This is a genomic window from Polynucleobacter meluiroseus, assembly GCF_900205755.1.
GTDB lineage: Bacteria > Pseudomonadota > Gammaproteobacteria > Burkholderiales > Burkholderiaceae > Polynucleobacter > Polynucleobacter meluiroseus.
The window spans coordinates 151,540-172,015 of sequence record NZ_OANS01000001.1 but is presented as its reverse complement, the minus strand read 5'-3'; the positions used below and the strand labels follow the sequence as shown (position 1 = coordinate 172,015).

18 protein-coding genes and 1 other RNA gene are annotated in these 20,476 nt (G+C 47.9%); 2 read left to right on the top strand and 17 right to left on the bottom strand.

What is annotated here, in order from left to right; all coding sequences use genetic code 11:
* Positions 1 to 67 precede the first annotated feature (67 nt).
* Positions 68 to 1,198, top strand: coding sequence for an anhydro-N-acetylmuramic acid kinase (locus CP950_RS00940; RefSeq protein ID WP_096671990.1), 1,131 nt, complete (start codon positions 68 to 70; stop codon positions 1,196 to 1,198).
* A gap of 23 nt (positions 1,199 to 1,221) precedes the next feature.
* On the opposite strand, the gene erpA is transcribed toward CP950_RS00940, so the two are convergent.
* The 4 genes from erpA to rplM all read right to left on the bottom strand — a co-directional run bounded on the left by erpA (position 1,222) and on the right by rplM (position 3,737).
* On the bottom strand, positions 1,222 to 1,596 hold the full coding sequence (erpA, locus tag CP950_RS00935) for an iron-sulfur cluster insertion protein ErpA (protein ID WP_096671989.1): 375 nt from the start codon (positions 1,594 to 1,596) through the stop codon (positions 1,222 to 1,224).
* A gap of 94 nt (positions 1,597 to 1,690) precedes the next feature.
* Positions 1,691 to 2,749 carry an N-acetyl-gamma-glutamyl-phosphate reductase gene (gene argC / locus CP950_RS00930; protein WP_096671988.1) on the bottom strand — a complete coding sequence of 353 codons (1,059 nt, stop codon included), beginning with the start codon at positions 2,747 to 2,749 and terminating at the stop codon, positions 1,691 to 1,693.
* A gap of 148 nt (positions 2,750 to 2,897) precedes the next feature.
* A complete protein-coding gene (gene rpsI, locus CP950_RS00925) occupies positions 2,898 to 3,299 on the bottom strand; it encodes a 30S ribosomal protein S9 (RefSeq protein WP_096671987.1) in 402 nt (133 codons plus the stop codon).
* Positions 3,300 to 3,308: 9 nt separating this feature from the next.
* Positions 3,309 to 3,737, bottom strand: coding sequence for a 50S ribosomal protein L13 (gene rplM, locus CP950_RS00920; RefSeq protein ID WP_096671986.1), 429 nt, complete (start codon positions 3,735 to 3,737; stop codon positions 3,309 to 3,311).
* Positions 3,738 to 4,143: 406 nt separating this feature from the next.
* Here rplM and CP950_RS00915 point away from each other — a divergent pair, with 406 nt between their 5' ends.
* Positions 4,144 to 4,566 carry an OsmC family protein gene (locus tag CP950_RS00915; RefSeq protein ID WP_096671985.1) on the top strand — a complete coding sequence of 141 codons (423 nt, stop codon included), beginning with the start codon at positions 4,144 to 4,146 and terminating at the stop codon, positions 4,564 to 4,566.
* Here the strand turns inward: CP950_RS00915 and rnpB are convergent.
* The 13 genes from rnpB to CP950_RS00850 form a co-directional block, all read right to left on the bottom strand.
* Positions 4,567 to 4,873: RNase P RNA component class A (rnpB, locus tag CP950_RS00910), an RNA gene on the bottom strand.
* Between the two features lie 65 nt (positions 4,874 to 4,938).
* Positions 4,939 to 5,997, bottom strand: coding sequence for a dihydroorotase (pyrC, locus tag CP950_RS00905; RefSeq protein ID WP_096671984.1), 1,059 nt, complete (start codon positions 5,995 to 5,997; stop codon positions 4,939 to 4,941).
* Positions 5,998 to 6,013: 16 nt separating this feature from the next.
* Positions 6,014 to 7,339 carry a glycerate kinase type-2 family protein gene (locus tag CP950_RS00900; RefSeq protein ID WP_096671983.1) on the bottom strand — a complete coding sequence of 442 codons (1,326 nt, stop codon included), beginning with the start codon at positions 7,337 to 7,339 and terminating at the stop codon, positions 6,014 to 6,016.
* A 9-nt stretch (positions 7,340 to 7,348) separates the two neighbouring features.
* On the bottom strand, positions 7,349 to 9,172 hold the full coding sequence (locus CP950_RS00895; RefSeq protein ID WP_096671982.1) for an ABCB family ABC transporter ATP-binding protein/permease: 1,824 nt from the start codon (positions 9,170 to 9,172) through the stop codon (positions 7,349 to 7,351).
* A gap of 25 nt (positions 9,173 to 9,197) precedes the next feature.
* Complete coding sequence (nudB, locus tag CP950_RS00890) at positions 9,198 to 9,638, bottom strand: dihydroneopterin triphosphate diphosphatase (protein ID WP_096671981.1); 441 nt, start codon at positions 9,636 to 9,638, stop codon at positions 9,198 to 9,200.
* Positions 9,639 to 9,660: 22 nt separating this feature from the next.
* Positions 9,661 to 11,460 carry an aspartate--tRNA ligase gene (gene aspS / locus CP950_RS00885; protein WP_096671980.1) on the bottom strand — a complete coding sequence of 600 codons (1,800 nt, stop codon included), beginning with the start codon at positions 11,458 to 11,460 and terminating at the stop codon, positions 9,661 to 9,663.
* Between the two features lie 15 nt (positions 11,461 to 11,475).
* Positions 11,476 to 12,126, bottom strand: a complete 651-nt coding sequence (locus CP950_RS00880) for a DUF502 domain-containing protein (RefSeq protein ID WP_096671979.1) — start codon at positions 12,124 to 12,126, stop codon at positions 11,476 to 11,478.
* Between the two features lie 58 nt (positions 12,127 to 12,184).
* Positions 12,185 to 13,777 (bottom strand): ubiquinone biosynthesis regulatory protein kinase UbiB, encoded by a 1,593-nt coding sequence (gene ubiB, locus CP950_RS00875; protein WP_096671978.1) that lies wholly within the window; start codon positions 13,775 to 13,777, stop codon positions 12,185 to 12,187.
* A 3-nt stretch (positions 13,778 to 13,780) separates the two neighbouring features.
* Complete coding sequence (locus tag CP950_RS00870) at positions 13,781 to 14,401, bottom strand: ubiquinone biosynthesis accessory factor UbiJ (RefSeq protein WP_096671977.1); 621 nt, start codon at positions 14,399 to 14,401, stop codon at positions 13,781 to 13,783.
* 52 nt (positions 14,402 to 14,453) lie between these two features.
* On the bottom strand, positions 14,454 to 15,350 hold the full coding sequence (locus CP950_RS00865) for a Tim44 domain-containing protein (RefSeq protein ID WP_096671976.1): 897 nt from the start codon (positions 15,348 to 15,350) through the stop codon (positions 14,454 to 14,456).
* Positions 15,351 to 15,428: 78 nt separating this feature from the next.
* Positions 15,429 to 16,172: a bifunctional demethylmenaquinone methyltransferase/2-methoxy-6-polyprenyl-1,4-benzoquinol methylase UbiE gene (ubiE, locus tag CP950_RS00860; protein ID WP_096671975.1), complete on the bottom strand. Its 744-nt coding sequence runs from the start codon at positions 16,170 to 16,172 to the stop codon at positions 15,429 to 15,431.
* A gap of 46 nt (positions 16,173 to 16,218) precedes the next feature.
* The gene (locus tag CP950_RS00855) at positions 16,219 to 16,608 is read right to left on the bottom strand and encodes a gamma-butyrobetaine hydroxylase family protein (protein ID WP_096671974.1); all 390 of its coding nucleotides are present in this window, start codon (positions 16,606 to 16,608) and stop codon (positions 16,219 to 16,221) included.
* The gene (locus CP950_RS00850; protein WP_096671973.1) at positions 16,608 to 20,447 is read right to left on the bottom strand and encodes a DUF3683 domain-containing protein; all 3,840 of its coding nucleotides are present in this window, start codon (positions 20,445 to 20,447) and stop codon (positions 16,608 to 16,610) included. The genes CP950_RS00855 and CP950_RS00850 overlap by 1 nt, the downstream gene beginning before the upstream one ends.
* Positions 20,448 to 20,476: the final 29 nt, after the last annotated feature.

Here is a 20,476-nt window from a genome sequence, read left to right as displayed (position 1 = left end):
AAATTAGCAGTTAAATTAACGTTTAGTTTTCCAAAGTATTATTGTCGCATCCCTGAGCCTAGAACCAATGAACAAACCTACATCCCTATATATTGGACTGATGTCTGGCACCAGCTTAGACGGGATCGATGCGGTCTTAGCAAGCATCGCATCTTCAGGAGAGGCAATCCTCATGGAAGCTGTTAGCTTGCCATTTTCACCTGAATTACGTCAATCGCTGCTTGACCTGCAAGCTCCTGGGCATAATGAAATTCAGCGAGAGAATCAAGCCGCAAATGCCTTAGCCTTGGCATATGCCGAGATAACCCACAAATTACTCCAAAAAGCAGAACTAGAACCAAAGCAGATTAGCGCCATAGGGGCCCATGGCCAAACCATTCGTCACCAAGCTCATCTAGCGGGTCACTTAGCCTTTACCCACCAAACTCTCAATGCAGCCCTGCTGGCCGAGCTTACCGCAATCGATGTGATTGCTGACTTTAGAAGTCGAGATGTGGCGGCAGGTGGTCATGGAGCGCCTTTAGTGCCTAGCTTTCATGCGCAGCAATTTGCATCTGATCAAGCGGTGGCCGTATTAAATATTGGTGGCATAGCCAACCTTAGCATCCTGTCTACTAACGGTGCGGTGCTCGGGTTTGATTGTGGTCCTGGCAATATGCTGATGGATGCATGGATTGCTGATCAACAGGGTTTTGCTTTTGATGATGATGGCACCTGGGCTTCACAAGGAAATGTTCATCAAGCCCTACTGGATCAGATGCTCTCAGAGGCGTTCTTTTCTAAAAAGCCGCCTAAAAGTACGGGGCGCGATGACTTTCACTTAGATTGGTTAAAAGACCAAATTGGTGGTCACAATATCAATGCAGAAGATGTCCAAGCCAGCTTGCTCCATCTCACGGCAATGACTGCGCTGCAAGCCCTTGCAACTCATGCCCCTCAAACTGTCCAACTAATTATTTGTGGTGGAGGTGCGCGTAATACTGCCTTGATAGGTGCCTTTAAAGCCCATGCCAGTGATGTATTTAAAGCGCCCCTCAACATTGTTACTAGTGATGCCTTTGGCATTGATCCGCAACTTGTTGAAGGCCTAGCATTCGCTTGGCTAGCATGGGCTCATAAAGAAAAACGGCCAGCAAATTTGCCGGCCGTCACGGGTGCGAAAGGTCCTAGAATTTTAGGCGCTTGCTATCCCGCTTAAATGCGGAGTCAATACAAAATCCATTAAGCAGAGAACGAAGATCCGCAACCGCAGGTAGTAGTTGCATTAGGGTTCTTAATCACAAACTGAGAACCATTGATGTCTTCTTTGTAATCAATCTCTGCGCCAACTAAGTATTGGAAACTCATGGAGTCAACTAACAACGTCACACCGTTCTTTTCGAACAAAGTGTCGTCTTCGTTTACAGCATCATCAAATGTGAAGCCATACTGAAAACCTGAGCAACCGCCGCCCTGCACAAACACGCGCAACTTGAGCTCTGGATTTCCTTCTTCAGCGATCAGATCAGCAACCTTTGCGGCAGCACTTTCCGTAAACACCAAGGGGGTTGGTGGCTCTGCCAAGTCGGTTACTGCTTGCGTAGCTAATTCGGTCATGGTTTACTCCTGATTCAAAAGGCAATACCCTATTTTAGGCTTTTAATGCCCATGTTGCTGAAAGGTCTTTATCGGGCCCTCTTTTAAGACCCAATTAAGGGGACAAGGCGATTTGAGTCAAGCCAGTAGTCTCCGGCAGCCCAAACATCAAGTTCATACACTGAACCCCTTGACCAGAAGCGCCTTTGACCAAATTGTCTTCTACCACCAAGATCACCAAGGTGTCGCCATTGCCGGGACGGTGTACGGCAATTCGCAAACCATTGCTACCCCTTACGGAACGAGTTTCAGGATGACTACCTGCAGGCATCACATCAACAAACGGTTCATTTTGGTAAAAATCTTCATAGAGCTTTTGATAATCCACCCCTAAACCCGCCTCAGTTAAGCGCACATACAAGGTCGAATGAATGCCACGCACCAACGGCGTGAGGTGCGGCACAAAGGTTAAACCAATCTGGTCATGGCCTGCAATCGCTTTTAAGCCTTGCACAATCTCAGGTAAGTGACGGTGTCCTTTGACGCCATACGCCTTAAAGTTATCACTCGACTCCGCATGTAACGTGCCGATTTCGGCTTTACGACCAGCCCCTGAGGTTCCCGATTTGGAATCAGAAATAATATGTGTGCCATCAATCAGCGCTTTTCCGCCGGTAGATGCGGAGGCTAAAAGAGGCGCAAGACCTAATTGCACAGAAGTGGGATAACAACCTGCAAGACCAACCACGCGGGCCTTTTTAATCGCCTCGCGATTGATCTCAGGCAAACCATAAACCGCTTCAGCAAGAATTTCCGGGCAAGCATGCTCCATGCCGTACCACTTTGTAAACTCGGCAGTATCTTTTAGGCGAAAGTCCGCAGCGAGATCCAATACTTTGACGCCTGCGGCTAACAGTTCTTTTGCTTGCGCCATAGCGACACCATGGGGAGTGGCAAAGAAAACCACATCGCACTCCTGTAACTTCGCTTCAGCAGGGCTTGTAAATTTCAGATCAATGCGACCACGCAAAGAAGGGAACATTTCAGCGACCGACATGCCCGCCTCGGTACGAGAAGTAATTGCCTGGATTTTGACTTCAGGATGTTGCGCCAGCAAACGCAAAAGCTCCACTCCTGTGTATCCCGTTCCGCCAACAATACCAACCTTGATCATTTCATTCTCCAAAATTACGAATTACTTATTACGCATTGCTTCAGGACCTCAGCAGCGCCTTAGCAACATCTACTCACAACCTAGATTGTAGAAACAAAAAAGGCCGCTTGCGCGACCTTTTTCAATATTACTAAGCGACTGAAAGAAATTAGCGCTTGCTGAACTGCTTACGACGACGCGCGCCGTGCAGACCAACCTTCTTACGCTCAACTTCACGTGCATCACGTGTAACCAAACCTGCTTTAGACAGGGCTGGCTTCAAAGTAATGTCGTAATCCATCAAAGCGCGTGTAACGCCATGACGAACCGCACCAGCTTGACCAGTTTCACCGCCACCAGAAACGTTTACTTTGATATCAAAGGTCGTTAAGTGGGCTGTGAGAGCCAAAGGCTGACGCGCGATCATGCGTGAGGTTTCACGAGCAAAATACGCGTCAATAGGCTTACCGTTTACAGTAATTTCGCCTTTGCCAGATTTAATAAATACGCGCGCAACTGAACTCTTGCGACGTCCCGTACCGTAATTCCAAGTTCCGTAATTAATAGCCATATGAATTCCTTAAATCTCTAGCACTTTAGGCTGTTGAGCCGAGTGTGGATGAGTAGCGTCGCCATAGACTTTTAATTTTTTAATCATAGCGTAGCCGAGTGGGCCTTTAGGCAACATACCTTTGACAGCCTTCTCTAATGCGCGACCAGGAAAACGGTCTTGCATCTTGTCGAAGTTAGTCGAGCTAATACCACCTGGGTATCCACTGTGACGGTAGTAAATTTTATTCAAGCCTTTTGTGCCTGTGACACGCAGCTTAGATGAGTTGATGACAACGATAAAGTCGCCTGTATCAACGTGTGGCGTGAATTCGGGTTTGTGCTTGCCGCGTAGACGGTGTGCCACTTCACTGGCGACACGACCGAGGACTTTGTCCGTAGCGTCAATCACGAACCATTCATGCGTTACCTCATGGGATTTTGCAGAAAAAGTTTTCATGATTTCTCAAATTGTTATAGTCAAAAAAAAGTACCCCAATCAAACTACGTCCACCTTGGCCCTGCTTATGTTTGCAAGCTCGCAGATTCTGCAATCGACTGGTAAAGCAACTACCGCTGACTAAGTCGGTAATTCAGTAAAGCCTTGAATTGTAACCCAAAAAAAACCCAGGAACGAGTCCTGGGTTGGAATCCACTGATGTTTAAGTGGAGGAGACACTGGGCGACAAGTCAAAGCTTATGTATTGGGCTGACTGTCTATATGGTCATTCTTACACACAATATGGTGCAATGCAAGAAAATTGATCTAAATCAATAATTCTCAGCATCAAATCATTCAAGAGCTTATTAAAATGTTGGTAAACTATTGATATTATTGATAATTTGTCTAAATAGGATTTAAGCCGATGGAATGTAAAGTGAGTTGGTTAGGTAGTAATGGGATGGCTTTTTCGGCTGAAACAGGCAGTGGCCACTTGGTCAATATGGATGGTGCACCAGAGGCAGGCGGCAGAAATTTAGCCCCTAGACCAATGGAATTGCTCTTAGCCGGGGCTGGTGGCTGTTCCGCATTTGATGTGGTTTTAATCCTACAGCGCTCTAGGCAAGCCATTACTGGCTGTGAGGTTCAACTTACAGCGGAGCGAGCTAGCGAAGACCCTAAAGTGTTTACCAAGATTAATTTGCATTTCCAAGTAAAAGGTAAAGACCTCGACCCCGCCAAGGTAGACCGCGCTGTCAAGCTTTCTCATGAAAAGTACTGTTCAGCGACCATGATGCTGTCTAAAACAGCGGAACTGACTTACAGCGTGGAAGTCATTGCAGAATAAGTGCAGAGTCAATCGATAAGCCGGATTCTGTCGCCCAGATTTTCATCTAGGGGCAATCATTCCTCTAGGCCGGCAGTTACCTGACGGCTCAAGCTCCCTACCCGCAGACTCAGCGGGTCGCCTCATCGTCTGCTTACTTGGGATTGCTCCGGGTGGAGGTTACCGCGTTTCACCGTAACTAAATACGCTCGTCTCTGTGGCCCTATTCCGCACGTCGCCGTGGATGGCTGTTAGCCAACACCCTACCCTGTGGAGTCCGGACTTTCCTCCCCCTCAATAAAGAGGCGGCGATTGCCTAATTGACTCTGCGACGCAAGTCTAACGCAGTCACAGAAATTTGGCTCAGAATTGAATTAAATAGGTCGTGAAACTTTAGACTAGCGACCACGCGATAGTTGCACCAGCACGCAAAGGTACGATCGTATCTCCGCCCAAGGGAAGCTCGTGCGGCACGGCTTGAGTCTGCCTGAGCAAAGTAATTTCCTTGGTGTTGCGCGGTAAAGAATAAAAATCAGGGCCAAAGAAGCTTGCGAAGCCTTCTAATTTATCTAACTTACCTACACTTTCAAAAGCTTCGGCATACAAGCCTAGAGCGTTAAAGGCACTGTAGCAACCAGCACATCCACACGCAGTCTCTTTTGCGCCCTTGGCGTGCGGCGCACTATCTGTGCCCAAGAAAAAACGAGGATTACCGCTAGTCGCTGCCTCAAGTAAAGCCACTCGATGTTTCTCACGCTTGAGTACAGGCAAACAATAATGATGCGGACGAATACCGCCAACAAGCATGTCATTGCGGTTCAAAAGTAAATGCTGTGGTGTAAGTGTTGCGGCTAAAGTATTTTTGCCAGCTGTGGAGGCATCACGTACATATTGAGCTGCCTGCAAGGTTGTAATGTGCTCAAACACCATCTTCAGCTCAGGAAAGTCGTGGCGCAGCGGCTCTAAAACTTGATCAATAAAAACCGCTTCACGGTCAAATATGTCTACCTCTGAATGGGTCACTTCACCATGAATCAAAAGAGGTACGCCCAGCGTTTGCATTGCTTCAAGCGCCTTGTAACAATGCTTGATATCACTCACACCTGAGTCACTATTCGTAGTGGCGCCAGCGGGGTAAAGCTTAAATGCCACAATGCCCTCAGCATGTGCTTTGCGCACTTCTTCAGCGGAAGTGTTATCCGTTAAATACAAGGTCATCAAAGGTGTGAAGTGTTCGATGCCCAGTAGGTTTAATTGCGCCTGTATGCGGGCTTTATATTCCTTAGCCAAAGCAACCGTTGTCACAGGTGGCTTTAAATTGGGCATGATGATGGCGCGGGCAAACTGTCGTGCCGTGTCAACCAGTACATCGCGCATGACATCACCATCCCGAATATGAAGATGCCAGTCGTCTGGTTGAATGAGTTGAATTTGAGTGGAACTTATTTTCATAGCTTTTCAATCGGCCTTAATCGAGCAAGATGATTCTAAAATCATTCACATTCGTAAGTGTAGGTCCAGTTTCTACTAAGCAGTCTATTTGCTCAAAAAAACCATAGCAATCATGCTCATTTAAAAAGGGTGCTGGCATTAACCCCAGCTCGTTAGCTGCGTAACGTGATTGCGGCACAAACCAAGCGCCGGCATTTGTTTCGCTACCATCGATACCATCGGTATCCGCTGCTAAAGCCGATAAATTGGGTATGTGGAATGTATTGGAAAATAAGGATAAAAGGAATTCGCTACAGCGACCTCCACGACCCTTAATACCCACTGGTAAAGTGACAGTGCATTCACCGCCCGAAATAAAAGCGATTGGACGGGCTTTAGATTGTTGATCAACGGTGTATGCCTGCGCAATGATGGACTGCTCCATAGCCACCTCGTGCGCCTCACCAGTAATCATGTCTCCCAAAATAATGGGCTCGTACCCCTCTTGCTGAATATAGGCTGCGGCAGCCTCAAGACTTTTGTAAGCGGTAGCAATCACATGATTGGTGACTTGAGCACCCACTAAATCCGCCTCTTTTAATGTCTCAGGAATTTGTCCGGCAGCGCCTCGCAAAAGATGCTGCATCACTGACTGCGGAATAGACTCTGCATCCATTAAATATTTAGCCAAAATATCCAAGGCATCTTGGTAGGTTGAATAGTCTGCCGCACAGGGTCCGCTCGCAATATCTGCTGGATCATCGCCGGTGACATCAGAAATTAATAATGCTTCGACGCGTGCACCTCTAGCCATTGCCGCTCTAGCTAAATTGCCCCCCAAAATAGCGGAAAGGTGTTTGCGAACAATGTTCATTTCCTCGATGGGGGCGCCACTGCGCAATAGTGTTTCCGTTGTATGGCGCAGATCATCAATTCCAATACCGTCTTGCGGCAAAGTTAACAAACTGGATCCGCCGCCAGAGACAAGGGCGATTAACACATCTCCCGGCTTCAAAGTCTGAACGAGCGCTAAAAGTGCCACTGCACCATCCATGCCTGCTTGATCAGGAACTGGGTGACCTGCTTGGATAATCTGTATATGGGAAGTGGGCGCCTGATGGCCGTAGCGAGTCAGGACCACACCTTCAAGTGTCACCTCAGGCCAATGCACACTTGCATAGGCTTCGAGAGCGCTAGCCATCGATGCGCTTGCTTTGCCAGCGCCCACTACAAGGCATCTTCCTTTAGGCCGATCTTCTGGAGAAAAGATGCGCGCAAGATGCTCTGGGACAATAAGCTGTGGGTCCGCGGCGGCTACCGCAGCAGCAAAGGCATTTTTCAGAAATAATTCTTGTTTGCTCATGGCGCTATTTTAATCAAGCGTGGCCCGTTCTTGCATTTGCCACATTTCCTTATAGCGCCCATTGAGCATCAGTAGGTCAGCATGGGTACCCCGCTCTACGATCTTGCCGTGGTCCATGACTAAAATTTGGTCCGCGTGAATGATCGTTGATAACCGATGAGCAATGATTAAGGTCGTGCGATTCTTCGCCAAACTCAGCAGCTCCTCCTGAAAAGCGCGTTCAGTTTTGGAATCGAGCGCCGAAGTGGCCTCATCGAAAATAAGCATGGCTGGCTTTTTTAATAAAGTGCGGGCAATGGCAACCCGTTGCTTTTCACCCCCAGATAATTTCAGGCCGCGCTCGCCGACTTGGGTGTCGTAGCCATCGGGTAAGTGACGAATGAACTGATCAATCTGCGCAGCTCTGGCCGCCTCATATACTTCCTCAGCCAAAGCGTGTGGATTGCCATAAGCAATGTTGTAACCAATCGTGTCGTTAAACAAAACCGTATCTTGCGGCACAATGCCGATTGCCTTGCGCAAACTCGCCTGAGTTACATCTTGAATATTTTGATCATCAATCAATATCTTGCCGGCCTGCACATCATAAAAACGAAACAATAGCCGTGCTAAGGTACTTTTCCCGGCCCCACTTTGACCAACGACAGCTGTAATCGTTCCTGCTGGAATATGAAAACTCACATCCTTAAGAATTTCTCGTTTCGCCTCGTAATGAAATGAAACATGTTCAAAGCGAACCTCAGGTCCAATTGCAAAGTGAGGAATGTGAAGTGACTTCGCATCTGGAGCATCTGCAATTTCTTTTGCTGTTCCGAGTAAAGAAAACATCCGATCCATATCTGTCAATGCCTGTTTTATCTCTCGATAAATCACGCCCAAAAAATTCAGGGGAATGTAGAGCTGAAGCATTAAGGTATTGACTAAGACCAAGTCGCCCAAGGTCATCGTGCCATCGACTACACCAAGAGTGGCGCGCCAAAGAATCAGTACCAGACCAACACCAATAATCAGCTGTTGCCCCAGGTTGAGCACAGCCAAGGATTTTTGAGACTTCACAGCAGCCAACTGATAGCGTACTAAATTCTCATCGTAACGACCTGCTTCAAAAGCTTCGTTACTAAAGTACTTTACTGTCTCAAAATTAAGTAAAGAATCGATGGCTTTCTGATTTGCCTTTGAATCCATCTCGTTCATCGTACGACGAAAATGGCTACGCCACTCTGTGACTAATACGGTGAACGCAATATAGAGGACCAAGGCTACTGAAGTGATTACAGTGAACCAAATATCATATGAATAGGCAAAATAGCCAAGCACCAAACAAAACTCAATGAGTGTGGGCAAGATGCTATACAGCGAATAAGAAATCAGCGATTGGATGCCACGGGTACCACGCTCAATATCACGACTAACCCCGCCAGTTTGTCTCGCCAAATGAAAGCTCAGCGCTAAAGCGTGTAAATGCTCAAAGACTTGCAGAGCGACCTTGCGCACGGCGTTTTGAGTAACACGGGCAAAGAGGGCTTCCCGTAATTCATTAAAGAGTGAGGCGGAGAGTCTTAAAAGTCCGTAAGCCAAAATTAATCCCACGGGAACCGCAAGTAATGCTTGAGGGGAATCAACTTTGATATTTAAAGTATCAATTAAGTTTTTAAGCAGTATTGGAATACCCAGGTTGGCTACCTTAGCAGCAATCAAGCAACCCAACGCTAAGGCTACCCTGACCTTATATTCCAGAAGATAGGGCAATAAATCGCGAATCACTTTCCAATCAGTGCTTTGCGAAGATTTTGAAGCCCCTTCGGCGTGATGGCGTCCTGAGGAGTGTCTCATCTTGCTTTCTTATGGGTTGGCTTAGTCATACGGAAAATAATTGCAAGATGGCCTCACCATTACTAGGAGAAAAACATTTCTTTGCCGCCTCTTGATAGGGCAGCCACTGATAGGCAACATGCTCTCTTGGAGCTAGAGTCACTTGCGTGTCATCAGGCACTTTTAATGAAAACCAATGCTCCGTATTTTTGACCACGCCCGGCGCATAACGATGACGCCATTGAGGATAGATTTCATATTCAATGTGATGGTGCCTATTTTGCAATGCACCTTCAGGCAAAGAAACGACATCAATTCCTGTTTCTTCCAGAACCTCGCGAGCGGCTGCCATTGCGAGATCTTCAGCGGGTGCGTCAAGGCTGCCGGTCACCGACTGCCAGAAACCCGCTTTATCTGCTCGCTCAATTAACAGAACTTCCCCAGCAGTTTTGTAGATGACTACCAAAACCGAAATGGGGATCTTCACGATAAGCTAATTTCTCGCTAAATTACGCTGCAGGAGTTGCTTGACGTAAACGAATATGCAACTCTTTGAGTTGACGTTCATCCACTGGGCTAGGTGCCTGAGTTAATAAGCACTGCGCGCGTTGTGTTTTAGGGAAGGCGATGACGTCACGAATGGAATCAGCCCCAGTCATCATAGTCACAATACGATCAAGTCCAAAAGCAATACCGCCATGGGGAGGCGCACCATACTGCAGGGCATCAAGTAAGAATCCAAACTTGGCTTGGGCTTCCTCAGCGCCAATCTTTAGGGCACGGAATACCTGGCTTTGCACTGCCTCTTGATGGATACGTACCGAGCCACCGCCAATTTCACTGCCATTGAGGACCATGTCGTAGGCTTTCGCTAAACATTTTCCTGGAGCGGTTTCTAGATACTGCATATGCTCGTCTTTTGGACTGGTAAAGGGATGGTGGCAAGCTACCCAACGCGCTTCATTGTCATCGTAATCAAACATGGGGAAATCAACTACCCACAATGGCTTCCAGCCTTCAGAAAAGAGTCCATGCGCTTTGCCCCATGCTGAATGACCAATCTTGAGTCGCAAATTACCCATTGCATCGTTGGCTACTTTTTCTTTATCAGCGCCGAAGAAAATGATGTCGCCATCTTTTGCACCAGTGCGCTTGATAATGCCTTCCACTGCCGCATCATGTAGGTTCTTCACGATAGGAGATTGCAAGCCATTGCGGCCATCAGCAACCTTGTTCACTTTAATCCAAGCTAAACCCTTGGCACCGTAGATCGCCACAAACTGAGTGTAGTCATCAATTTCACTACGACTAATTTCAGCGCCGCGGGGCACACACAAGCCCACTACGCGTCCGCCTTCTTGATTGGCGGCGCCAGAAAATACCTTGAAATCGACGTCTTTCATCAAGTCGGTCAATTCGGTAAATTCAAAGTTCACCCGCAGGTCTGGCTTATCAGAGCCAAAACGCGCCATACCTTCGGAGTAAGGCATGGTCGGGAAGGGATTGGGTAACTCTACATTCATGGTGACCTTGAAAATATGACGAATCATGTTTTCAAATAAATCACGAATCTCGAGCTCGCTCAGGAATGCAGTTTCACAGTCAATCTGAGTAAATTCAGGCTGACGATCTGCCCGTAAATCTTCATCACGGAAACATTTGGTAATTTGATAGTAGCGATCAAAACCCGCCACCATCAACAACTGCTTAAATAACTGGGGGGACTGAGGTAAGGCAAAAAACTGACCGTCATGAACACGCGATGGCACCAAATAATCACGCGCACCTTCTGGTGTGCTCTTGGTGAGCATAGGCGTTTCAATATCGATAAAGCCCGCGGCATCTAAATAGCGGCGGCATTCCATAGCGACGTTATAGCGTAGACGCAAATTCTTTTGCATCTGTGGGCGACGCAAATCCAGCACGCGGTGAGTTAAGCGAGTTGTCTCGGATAAATTCTCGTCATCTAACTGGAATGGCGGAGTAATAGACGCATTCAGAATCACCAAGCTATGACACAAAATCTCAATTTTTCCGCTAACCAAGTCATTGTTCTCAGTGCCAGCAGGACGCGCCCGTACCAATCCTTTGATCTGAATGCAAAACTCGTTGCGCACTTCTTCAGCTAAAGCAAACATTTCTGGGCGATCAGGATCGCATACCACTTGGACGAAACCTTGATGATCACGTAAGTCAATAAAGATCACGCCGCCATGGTCACGACGACGATTCACCCAACCAGAGAGGGTGACTTCTTGACCAATCAGTAATTCAGTAACCTGGCCGCAGGTGTGGCTTCGCATCGACATAAAATTTCCTATAAATCAAGATGAATGAGCTGACTTCACAGTCAAATCGTTTGGGATCGTGGGCGGTACAGAGCCCATAGAGACAATATGTTTGAGCGCCTCTTCCACGCTCATATCCAACTCGATCGTTTGTGAGCGGGGTACGATCATAAAAAAGCCAGAGGTAGGATTGGGAGTAGTAGGTAGAAATACATTGACGTAGTTCTCACCCAACTTTGCAGTCACTTCCTGTGCAGGAGCGCCTGTTTGAAATGCAATTGCCCATGATTCAGCATGAGGGTAACGAATTAATAGCGCCTTGCTGAAAGCCTGACCGTTGCCAGAGAACAGAGTGGAGGAGACTTGCTGAACGCTGGAGTAAATTGAGCGGACAATTGGGATGCGGTGCATTAGGTTATCCCAGGCCCGCAACCACCACTGCCCGGCAAAGTTAATGGCCAACAGCCCGGTAAACATGATGACTGACACTACGATCAGAATGCCTACGCCTGGTAAGTCGCGGAAATGCTGCAGATCAGGCTCAAACTGGTTTGGGAAAACGGCAATAATGGCACGCATTACCGAGCCAAAAACACCATCGAGCATACCTAGGCCGCCCGCGATCACCCATATGGTGACAGACATGGGTGCCCAAACTAGAATGCCGGCGATAAAGTATTTTTTCATGTAATTGTGATTTGCCTAATTTGCCATTTTAGCGGTATAGACCACGACAAGCGAGTGCTTAATAAATCCTCAGGCCAATAATTAACACGCCGAGCAAAAAACCACCTCCAAAAAGTAAGGCGCCGACAAATAAGCGGTAGGTGCGCCGTTCTTCCAGCAAGAGTGCTTTAAGCAGCTCCAATTGCTGATTTTGGTCCTTTTTAAGATATTGACTCTGATTTTGTGCCAGGCTTTCAGCAATTAAACGGGGCAAAGTAGGTACTAATTTGGCCCACATTGGCGCTTCGGCCTTGATTCCGTCGATGAGGCCGCGCCAACCCAATTGCTGACTGATCCACTTTTCCAAAATCGGCTTGGCGGTTTTCCACAGGTCTAGGTCTGGATCTAACTGGCGCGCGAGCCCTTCGACATTTAACAAGGTCTTTTGCAGCAGAGTCAATTGCGGCTGAATTTCCACCTTAAAGCGACGGGAAGTCTGAAAGAGGCGCATGAGAACTAGGCCTAAAGAGATTTCCTTTAATGGGCGATCAAAGTAGGGTTCGCAAACCGAACGAACGGCGCCCTCTAGCTCCTCAACCCGAGTATTCGCTGGTACCCAGCCGGATTCAATATGAAGTTCAGCTACGCGTCGGTAATCACGATTGAAGAAAGCCAAGAAATTGAGGGCCAAGTAGTTTTTATCGGTTTCGCTTAAGGCGCCAACAATACCGAAATCTAAAGAAATGAAACGGCCGAAAGTATCCGGCTCTAGGCTGATCATGATATTTCCAGGGTGCATGTCCGCATGGAAAAAGCCGTACTCAAATACTTGGGTGAAAAATATCTCCACCCCATCGGACGCGAGCTTTTTAAAGTCCACTCCGGCGGCGCGCAATTCTGCATAACGCCCAATTGAAATACCGTACATCCGCTCCATGACGATGACATTGGTATGGCATAAGTCCCAATACATCTCTGGAATCATCAACTTTTTTGAATCTACAAAATAACGGCGCAACTGACTGGCGTTAGACGCCTCACGCATGAGATCCAACTCATCATGCAAATGGGTATCAAACTCAGCTACATTTTCTCGCGGCTTAAGGCGACGGCCGTCTTCGGATACTTTTTCAATAATCCTTGCGAGGTCATACATCAAGGCAATATCGTTATCAATTACTGGCAAGATGCCTGGGCGTAAGACCTTAATTGCAACCGCACGATCCTGCCACTCTGGATGCTTCTCAGTGGCTCGCAACACGCCAAAATGCACTTGTGCGACAGAAGCACTTGCCACTGGCGTCGCATCAAAGCTAACGAAGATCTCCTCGATCGATTGTCCCAATGCTTTTTCAATCAGACGCCGCGACTCTTCATTTGAAAAGGGGGGAACTTGGTCTTGTAACTTGGCTAACTCATTGGAGATATCCTCTGGTAGCAAATCCCGTCTAGTAGAAAGTACTTGGCCAAACTTGACGAAGATCGGCCCCAACGCCTCTAGGGTCAGACGAATACGTTCGCCTCTGGGTAAATGGGCATTTGGAGAAGCCCAACAAAGAATCGACAGAAATCCCCTGCGCAGTCCTGGCTTGAGGTGATCGCGCAATAAAGACAAGAGTCCAAAGCGCCAAGCGGTAAAGAATATAAAACACAGACGAGCTAATCGACGCACGGTTTATGAAGCCTTTTTTTCTAATAATTGGATGCGTTTTTCTATGCGATCCACTGCATCACGCAAGTCGTTTAATTCCACTTTGCGAGCCATCAAGTCTCGCTTATTCAGTAGCACCTGATTCTCCTCAGTAAGGTACTCAATTACATTACCTAAAAAATCTTGTGCAGCAGCTTGTCCGGCCTTTAGCAATTTCTTACCCTCGCGCACTGTCAAGTGGGCTTGCGCGTCTCCCACCATGCGAGCTAAGTCTTCTTCATAGTCCCAGCGAACCTGTCCTGCAAGACGTCCTAATAATTGCGCTAAGTCTGCATCACCAGTAATCCGAACGGCTTTAAAAGCCTGTTCCCGTAAATTACCTGGGCCGCCAATGAGCTCGCTGAGCGCCTGGGCAGAAACATCCAGAATGAGGCTTGGATTTTCATTATCAGCAGCAACCTTTAAGAGGCCTTGGTCACTTAATTGGACTCCGAGATTGCCGACAGGTAACTTCAGCAAAATCGTCTTATTTGCATGACGCGCCAATTCAGCCATTGCCCAAGGCTCACTTGCAAGCACGTGGTTAATCCCGCGACAAACTGCGTCAGCGGCGATGGTGTGACCTGGAAGAGTATCAGTGCTCATAAGTGTAAAAAACCCGCACTCGTGCGGGTTTCCATTGGAAAGTGCCTCAAGCTTAAACTAACTGAGAAATGCCTGCCAAAACCCAGCCTCCTGGACCCTCAACTGGTTTGCTCAAATTCCATAATTCTGAGAAGTGGTTGGCAGGTGCGCCAGGTTGCTCAGAAATCATGCCGGTAAATTGCACGCTGCAGTAGTACCGGTTTGCGTTAGTTTCAATGCCGATTAACTTTGCCTCAATGGACAGCACATCGGTTTGATTTGAACTGTCAGCTCGTCCAGCCAAGTCTTGCGAGATCGTAGCAAACATTTCTGGGGTCGTATATTCGTGTAAAGCAGCCAAATCCCCTTGATCCCAGGCTTTTTGAAGTGCCACAAAATACTGCTTGGCATTTCCCAAGAACGCATATTCATCGAAACCTGGCGGTAAGGTCGACTGAAATGGGGCCGGCTCGTTTGAACTGCCGCCAAAATTATTCGCAATCGGCGCAAAGGCTGGATCCTGCCGTGGCGATGGATCAAAGCTAGTACGTTGCATGCCCTGAGAAGGGGCTGGAGCCCGTTGAGCGCCCGACAAAGCAGGCATCAACTTTCTGATTACAAAGAGAATGACGAAGCCAGCTAATGCGGCAATTAATAATCCTGTGATGAGTGAGGATGCCGCTTCACCCATACCAAAATGGGATAAAAGATAGCCAATACCCAGACCTGCAGCCAAGCCACCTAACATACCGCCCATACCGCCAAAACGGCTAGGGGTCGGGGCTTGTGGTGCAGTTGCTTGGGTCGGCTGTGCTGGCTTTTGCACAGGGGCAGCTTGTTTTTGCATTGGCGCACTCGGGGCGCGTCCAATACTTCTGCCGCCGCCCAAACGGGCTGCATCGACCTCGCCAACCAAAGCAAATACCAAGCTCAAGCTGAGAAATGCTGCTTTAAAAAAATGTGCATTCATTTTGTTACTCCTAAAGGTCACTACTGACTTCTGAACTTCTACTTCACAAAGGAACAGCGAATTTGTAATTAACAATACTCAGTATTTAATACCAATATGCAGAGCAACAATACCCCCAGACATTCTGTGGACTTCAACCTCGTCAAAACCTGCCTCCAGCATCATTTCTTTCAGGGCTGGTGCATCTGGGTGCATACGGATGGATTCCGCTAAGTAGCGATAGCTTTCTGAATCTTGCGCAATCTTCTCACCTAGCCAAGGCAATACCTTAAATGAGTACACATCATAGATGGGCTGAATAAATGCATCGGGCTTAGAAAACTCTAAAACCAACACCCGGCCACCCGGCTTAATCACACGGCACATTTCCTGCAACGCACGCTCTTTGTGCGTCATATTCCGCAAACCAAAAGCAACCGTCACCACATCAAAGTGATTCGCCGGAAAGGGAATTTGCTCCGCATCAAATTGGACGCAAGGCAAAGCCAAACCTTGATCCAACAGTCGATCGCGCCCAACTCCCAGCATAGAGGCATTGATATCGCTTAGCCACACTTGTGCATCCGCTTGATAACCCCAATCTGCTGCACGGGCAAACGCAGCCGCTAAATCCCCAGTTCCACCAGCAATATCCAAGACTTTTTGACCAGGGCGCACCTGAGCGCGTGCAATTGTCAATTTTTTCCACAGCCGATGCAAACCGAAGGACATGAAATCATTCATGACATCGTATTTGCTCGCCACCGAATGAAACACCTCAGCGACCTTATTTGCCTTTTCGGCCTCATCCACACTTTGATAGCCGAAATGGGTTTTACTCATGAAGTTCTTTTTCGCTTAATTAAATTAAATCAGATTCACTGAACGCTTAATGACTACCGCAAGCATGGCCACCGGCAACAATCATAGGCGCATCTCGTTCCAAGCCTGCCGCAGCTAAACGCGCCAAGTAGGCCTGCCACAAGGAGTCTTGATTTTCACAGAGATGCAGCAAGAAGCTCCAAGAATATAAGCCAGAATCATGCCCATCTGAAAATGAAGGTTTCAGAGCGTAATGACCTACGGGCTCAAGATTCGCAATCAAGACATCGCGCTTACCCGTTTGTAAGGTCTCTTGACCAGGACCGTGCCCTTGCACCTCAGCAGATGGAGATAACACCCTGAGTAGTTCAAATGGCAAGCGATAGGTTTTGCCATTCTCATAACCCAACTCCAACACTTTGGATTGTTGATGCACTACGACCTGAGTTGGAATCATTAGACCAAGACCCTTTCAATGCCGCCTTGATTGGCTTTGGCTACGTACTCTTGCATCCAGTTCTCGCCCAATATTTTTTGCGCCATTTCGACCACAATATAGTCTGCAGTTGTACCGCTATCTGCATCAAAACGAGTTAAGCCCTGCAGGCAAGATGGGCAGCTAGTCAACACTTTGACTTCGCCCACAAAGTCATCCTTACGTAAGTCGTTGGCGCCCTTTTCCATTTCAATCTGCTTACGAAAACGAATTTGCGTCGAAATATCTGGCCGCGTGACTGCAAGGGTGCCCGCCTCACCACAGCAACGATCATTCTTCAAAATAGCCTTGCCATCTTCTTGCGTAATCAGCTCGTTAACTGTTTTGATGGGGTCCTGAAGCTTCATAGGTGAATGGCATGGATCGTGATACATGTACCGCACGCCAGATACTCCAGAAAGCTTAAGACCCTTCTCTAGTAAATATTCATGGATATCAATAATTCGGCAGCCCGGGAAAATTTGGTCGAACTGATAACCCGCCAACTGGTCGTAACAAGTTCCGCAAGACACAACGACAGTTTTAATATCAAGATAATTTAAGGTATTCGCAACTCGATGGAAGAGGACTCGATTATCGGTAATCATCTTTTCCGCTTTATCGAAGTCTCCATTGCCACGCTGCGGATAACCGCAACATAAGTAACCTGGCGGCAAGACCGTCTGCACACCTACATTCCAGAGCATGGCTTGCGTTGCTAAGCCCACCTGAGAAAAGAGGCGCTCGGAACCACAACCAGGAAAGTAAAAGACAGCCTCGGTATCAGCAGAGGTAGTTTGCGGATCACGAATGATAGGAACATAGTTCGCATCCTCAATGTCCAGCAAAGCCCGCGCAGTCTTCTTAGGTAAATTGCCTGGCATCTTCTTATTCACAAAGAAAATGACCTGTTCTTTCATGTTTGGCTTGGTGACAGTTGCTGGCGGATGCGCTGTTTGCTTACGCGCCAGCTTACGGAAAACATCATTGCCTAAACGCTGCAATTTGTAACCCCAACCAATCATCACTTTGCGAACTAAATTAATAGTTTCTGGATTGGTAGCATTTAAGAAGAACATCGATGCAGCAGTGCCGGGATTAAATTGTTGTTTACCCATCTTGCGCAACAGATTGCGCATATTCATCGACACTTCGCCAAAGTCAATATTGACTGGGCATGGCGTGAGGCACTTATGACAAACCGTGCAATGCGCGGCCACGTCATCCAACATTTCCCAGTGGCGAATAGATACACCACGGCGGGTTTGCTCTTCGTATAAGAAAGCTTCAATCAATAAAGAAGTCGCCAAAATTTTGTCACGTGGACTGTAGAGCAAGTTGGCTCGCGGTACGTGCGTGGCACATACCGGCTTACATTTACCGCAGCGCAAGCAATCCTTCACACTATCAGCTATGGCACCGATATCGCTTTGCTGCATGATGATGGACTCGTGTCCCATCAAGCCAAAACTGGGGGTGTAGGCCATGCTGAGGTCAGCATGTGGCATCAACTTGCCTTTATTGAAGCGACCCTCAGGATCCACGCGATTCTTATAGCTACGGAAGTCCTTGAGCTCTTCTTCAGTCAGGTATTCCAGCTTGGTAATACCAATTCCGTGCTCACCTGAAATCACCCCGTCTAATGAGCGGGCTAATTTCATAATCCGATCTACTGCCTGATGCGCGTCTTGCAGCATCTCGTAGTCATCGGAATTGACGGGAATATTGGTATGCACGTTACCGTCACCGGCATGCATATGCAAAGCGATAAACACCCGCTTACGCAAAATTTTCTTATGAATCGCCTCTAACTCACTCAGGATCGGCTCAAAGGATAAGCCGCCGAAAATAATCCGTAGTTCAGCACGCACTTCTTCTTTCCAAGAAGCTCGCAATGTGAAGTTCTGCAATTCCGGAAAGTAGGCATCCATATTAGCGAGCCAATCCGACCAACGATTTCTCACACCCTCAATGAGTTGGAGCGCTTGCTCTACACGGTCCCCCAAAATTTCTGCTGTAGGGATATCGTCGTCCTCAGTCGATTTACCTAAAGGCAGGGCGCCCTTGTGTAAAAAGACTTCTAGACCATCGAGTACTTGAAGCTTGTTCTTCAGTGAGAGCTCAATATTGATGCGCTCAATCCCTTCGGTGTACTCACCCATACGTGGCAACGGAATCACCACATCTTCGTTAATCTTGAACGCATTGGTATGGCGCGCAATTGCCGCAGTGCGTGCGCGATCCAACCAAAACTTCTTGCGTGCCTCTGGGCTCACTGCTACAAAACCTTCACCAACGCGCAGGTTGGCCATACGGACCACTTCACTAGTTGCCGCTGCCACTGCCTGCTCATCATCGCCGGCGATATCACCGATGAGGACCATCTTAGGCAAACTATTGCGCTTTGATTTAGTGGAGTAACCCACTGCTTTTAGATAACGGTCATCCAAATGCTCCAAGCCAGCCAAAATTGGGCCGCCCTCTTTAGTCAAGCCATCTAAATACGCTTTAATTTCCACAATACTAGGTATCGCTTCGCGCGCTTGACCAAAAAATTCTAGGCAAACCGTACGCATATGCTTAGGCATGCGATGCAAGATCCAAGTAGCGCTGGTAATTAAGCCGTCACAGCCTTCTTTTTGAATGCCTGGCAAGCCTGATAAGAATTTGTCAGTAACGTCTTTGCCCAATCCCTCTTTACGGAAACGCTTGCCTGGAACTACCAAGGTTTCTTGTTTAAGAATACGTTGGCCAGGCTCACTCAAGCCATCAGACCATGTCAACTGGAAGCGGACGGTTTCAGCAACGTGGATCTTGCCTAGGTTATGGTCAAGACGCTCAACATCAAGCCAATTTCCGTCAGGATCCACCATCCGCCAGCTTGCCAAGTTATCGAGTGCAGTTCCCCACAACACGGCCTTCTTCCCACCAGCGTTCATGGCAATATTGCCGCCGATACAGCTCGCATCTGCTGAAGTTGGATCAACCGCAAACACCAAGCCAGCGCGTTCTGCCGCATCTGCTACGCGACGGGTAACAACCCCAGCGCCAGTAAAGATGGTAGAGACTTCATGCTCGACGCCAGGCAAACGTTTACTTTTAACGCTATCAATTTGTTCGAGTTTTTCAGTATTAATCACTGCCGACATGGCGTACAAAGGGATGGCGCCACCGGTATAGCCAGTGCCTCCTCCGCGCGGAATAATTGTCAGTCCGAGCGCAATACAACCCTTAACGAGGCCAGGAATCTCAGATTCATAGTCGGGCTTGAGAACCACCAACGGAAACTCGACACGCCAATCGGTTGCATCGGTCACATGGGCGGCACGGGACATACCATCGAAACAAATATTGTCAGAAGCTGTATGACGCCCAAGCTCTTTGCGAGCGCGCTTACGGATGATTTCAACTTCCTTAAAGCCCTGCTCAAAGTTTTCCACTGCACGGCGGGCAGCACTGAGCAAAATTCCAACTTGCTCTGCCGATTCCTCACCAGCGCGTTTCTTTACCTCGCCCAGGCGATGCCATAAAGCATCCACCAATAGTTGACGGCGTTTAGCGTTATCCAGTAAATCATCTTGCAAATAAGGGTTGCGCTGAACCACCCAGATATCGCCGAGCACCTCGAATAACATACGAGCTGAGCGACCGGTACGACGTGCCCCACGCAGTGAACTCAGGGCGCGCCAAGATTCCTCGCCCAAGAGGCGAATCACAATTTCACGATCTGAAAAAGAGGTGTAGTTGTAAGGAATTTCACGCAAGCGCGGAGCTGCTGCCTCGGCGTCTAGCAATTGATTTAAAGCTAAGGGTGCGTTCATGGCGTCATATTTAACAAATATGCATTTTA

Bases quoted from the DNA above. Each gene is read 5' to 3' on its own strand.
- CP950_RS00850 (WP_096671973.1), bottom strand. From the start codon at position 20,447: ATGAACGCACCCTTAGCTTTAAATCAATTGCTAGACGCCGAGGCAGCA.
- ubiE (WP_096671975.1), bottom strand. From the start codon at position 16,172: ATGAGTAAAACCCATTTCGGCTATCAAAGTGTGGATGAGGCCGAAAAG.
- pyrC (WP_096671984.1), bottom strand. From the start codon at position 5,997: ATGAAAATAAGTTCCACTCAAATTCAACTCATTCAACCAGACGACTGG.
- CP950_RS00855 (WP_096671974.1), bottom strand. From the start codon at position 16,608: ATGATTCCAACTCAGGTCGTAGTGCATCAACAATCCAAAGTGTTGGAG.
- argC (WP_096671988.1), bottom strand. From the start codon at position 2,749: ATGATCAAGGTTGGTATTGTTGGCGGAACGGGATACACAGGAGTGGAG.
- CP950_RS00915 (WP_096671985.1), top strand. From the start codon at position 4,144: ATGGAATGTAAAGTGAGTTGGTTAGGTAGTAATGGGATGGCTTTTTCG.
- CP950_RS00870 (WP_096671977.1), bottom strand. From the start codon at position 14,401: ATGAGCACTGATACTCTTCCAGGTCACACCATCGCCGCTGACGCAGTT.
- rpsI (WP_096671987.1), bottom strand. From the start codon at position 3,299: ATGGCTATTAATTACGGAACTTGGAATTACGGTACGGGACGTCGCAAG.
- CP950_RS00880 (WP_096671979.1), bottom strand. From the start codon at position 12,126: ATGAAAAAATACTTTATCGCCGGCATTCTAGTTTGGGCACCCATGTCT.
- aspS (WP_096671980.1), bottom strand. From the start codon at position 11,460: ATGTCGATGCGAAGCCACACCTGCGGCCAGGTTACTGAATTACTGATT.
- CP950_RS00900 (WP_096671983.1), bottom strand. From the start codon at position 7,339: ATGAGCAAACAAGAATTATTTCTGAAAAATGCCTTTGCTGCTGCGGTA.
- erpA (WP_096671989.1), bottom strand. From the start codon at position 1,596: ATGACCGAATTAGCTACGCAAGCAGTAACCGACTTGGCAGAGCCACCA.
- CP950_RS00895 (WP_096671982.1), bottom strand. From the start codon at position 9,172: ATGAGACACTCCTCAGGACGCCATCACGCCGAAGGGGCTTCAAAATCT.
- CP950_RS00865 (WP_096671976.1), bottom strand. From the start codon at position 15,350: ATGAATGCACATTTTTTTAAAGCAGCATTTCTCAGCTTGAGCTTGGTA.
- rplM (WP_096671986.1), bottom strand. From the start codon at position 3,737: ATGAAAACTTTTTCTGCAAAATCCCATGAGGTAACGCATGAATGGTTC.
- CP950_RS00940 (WP_096671990.1), top strand. From the start codon at position 68: ATGAACAAACCTACATCCCTATATATTGGACTGATGTCTGGCACCAGC.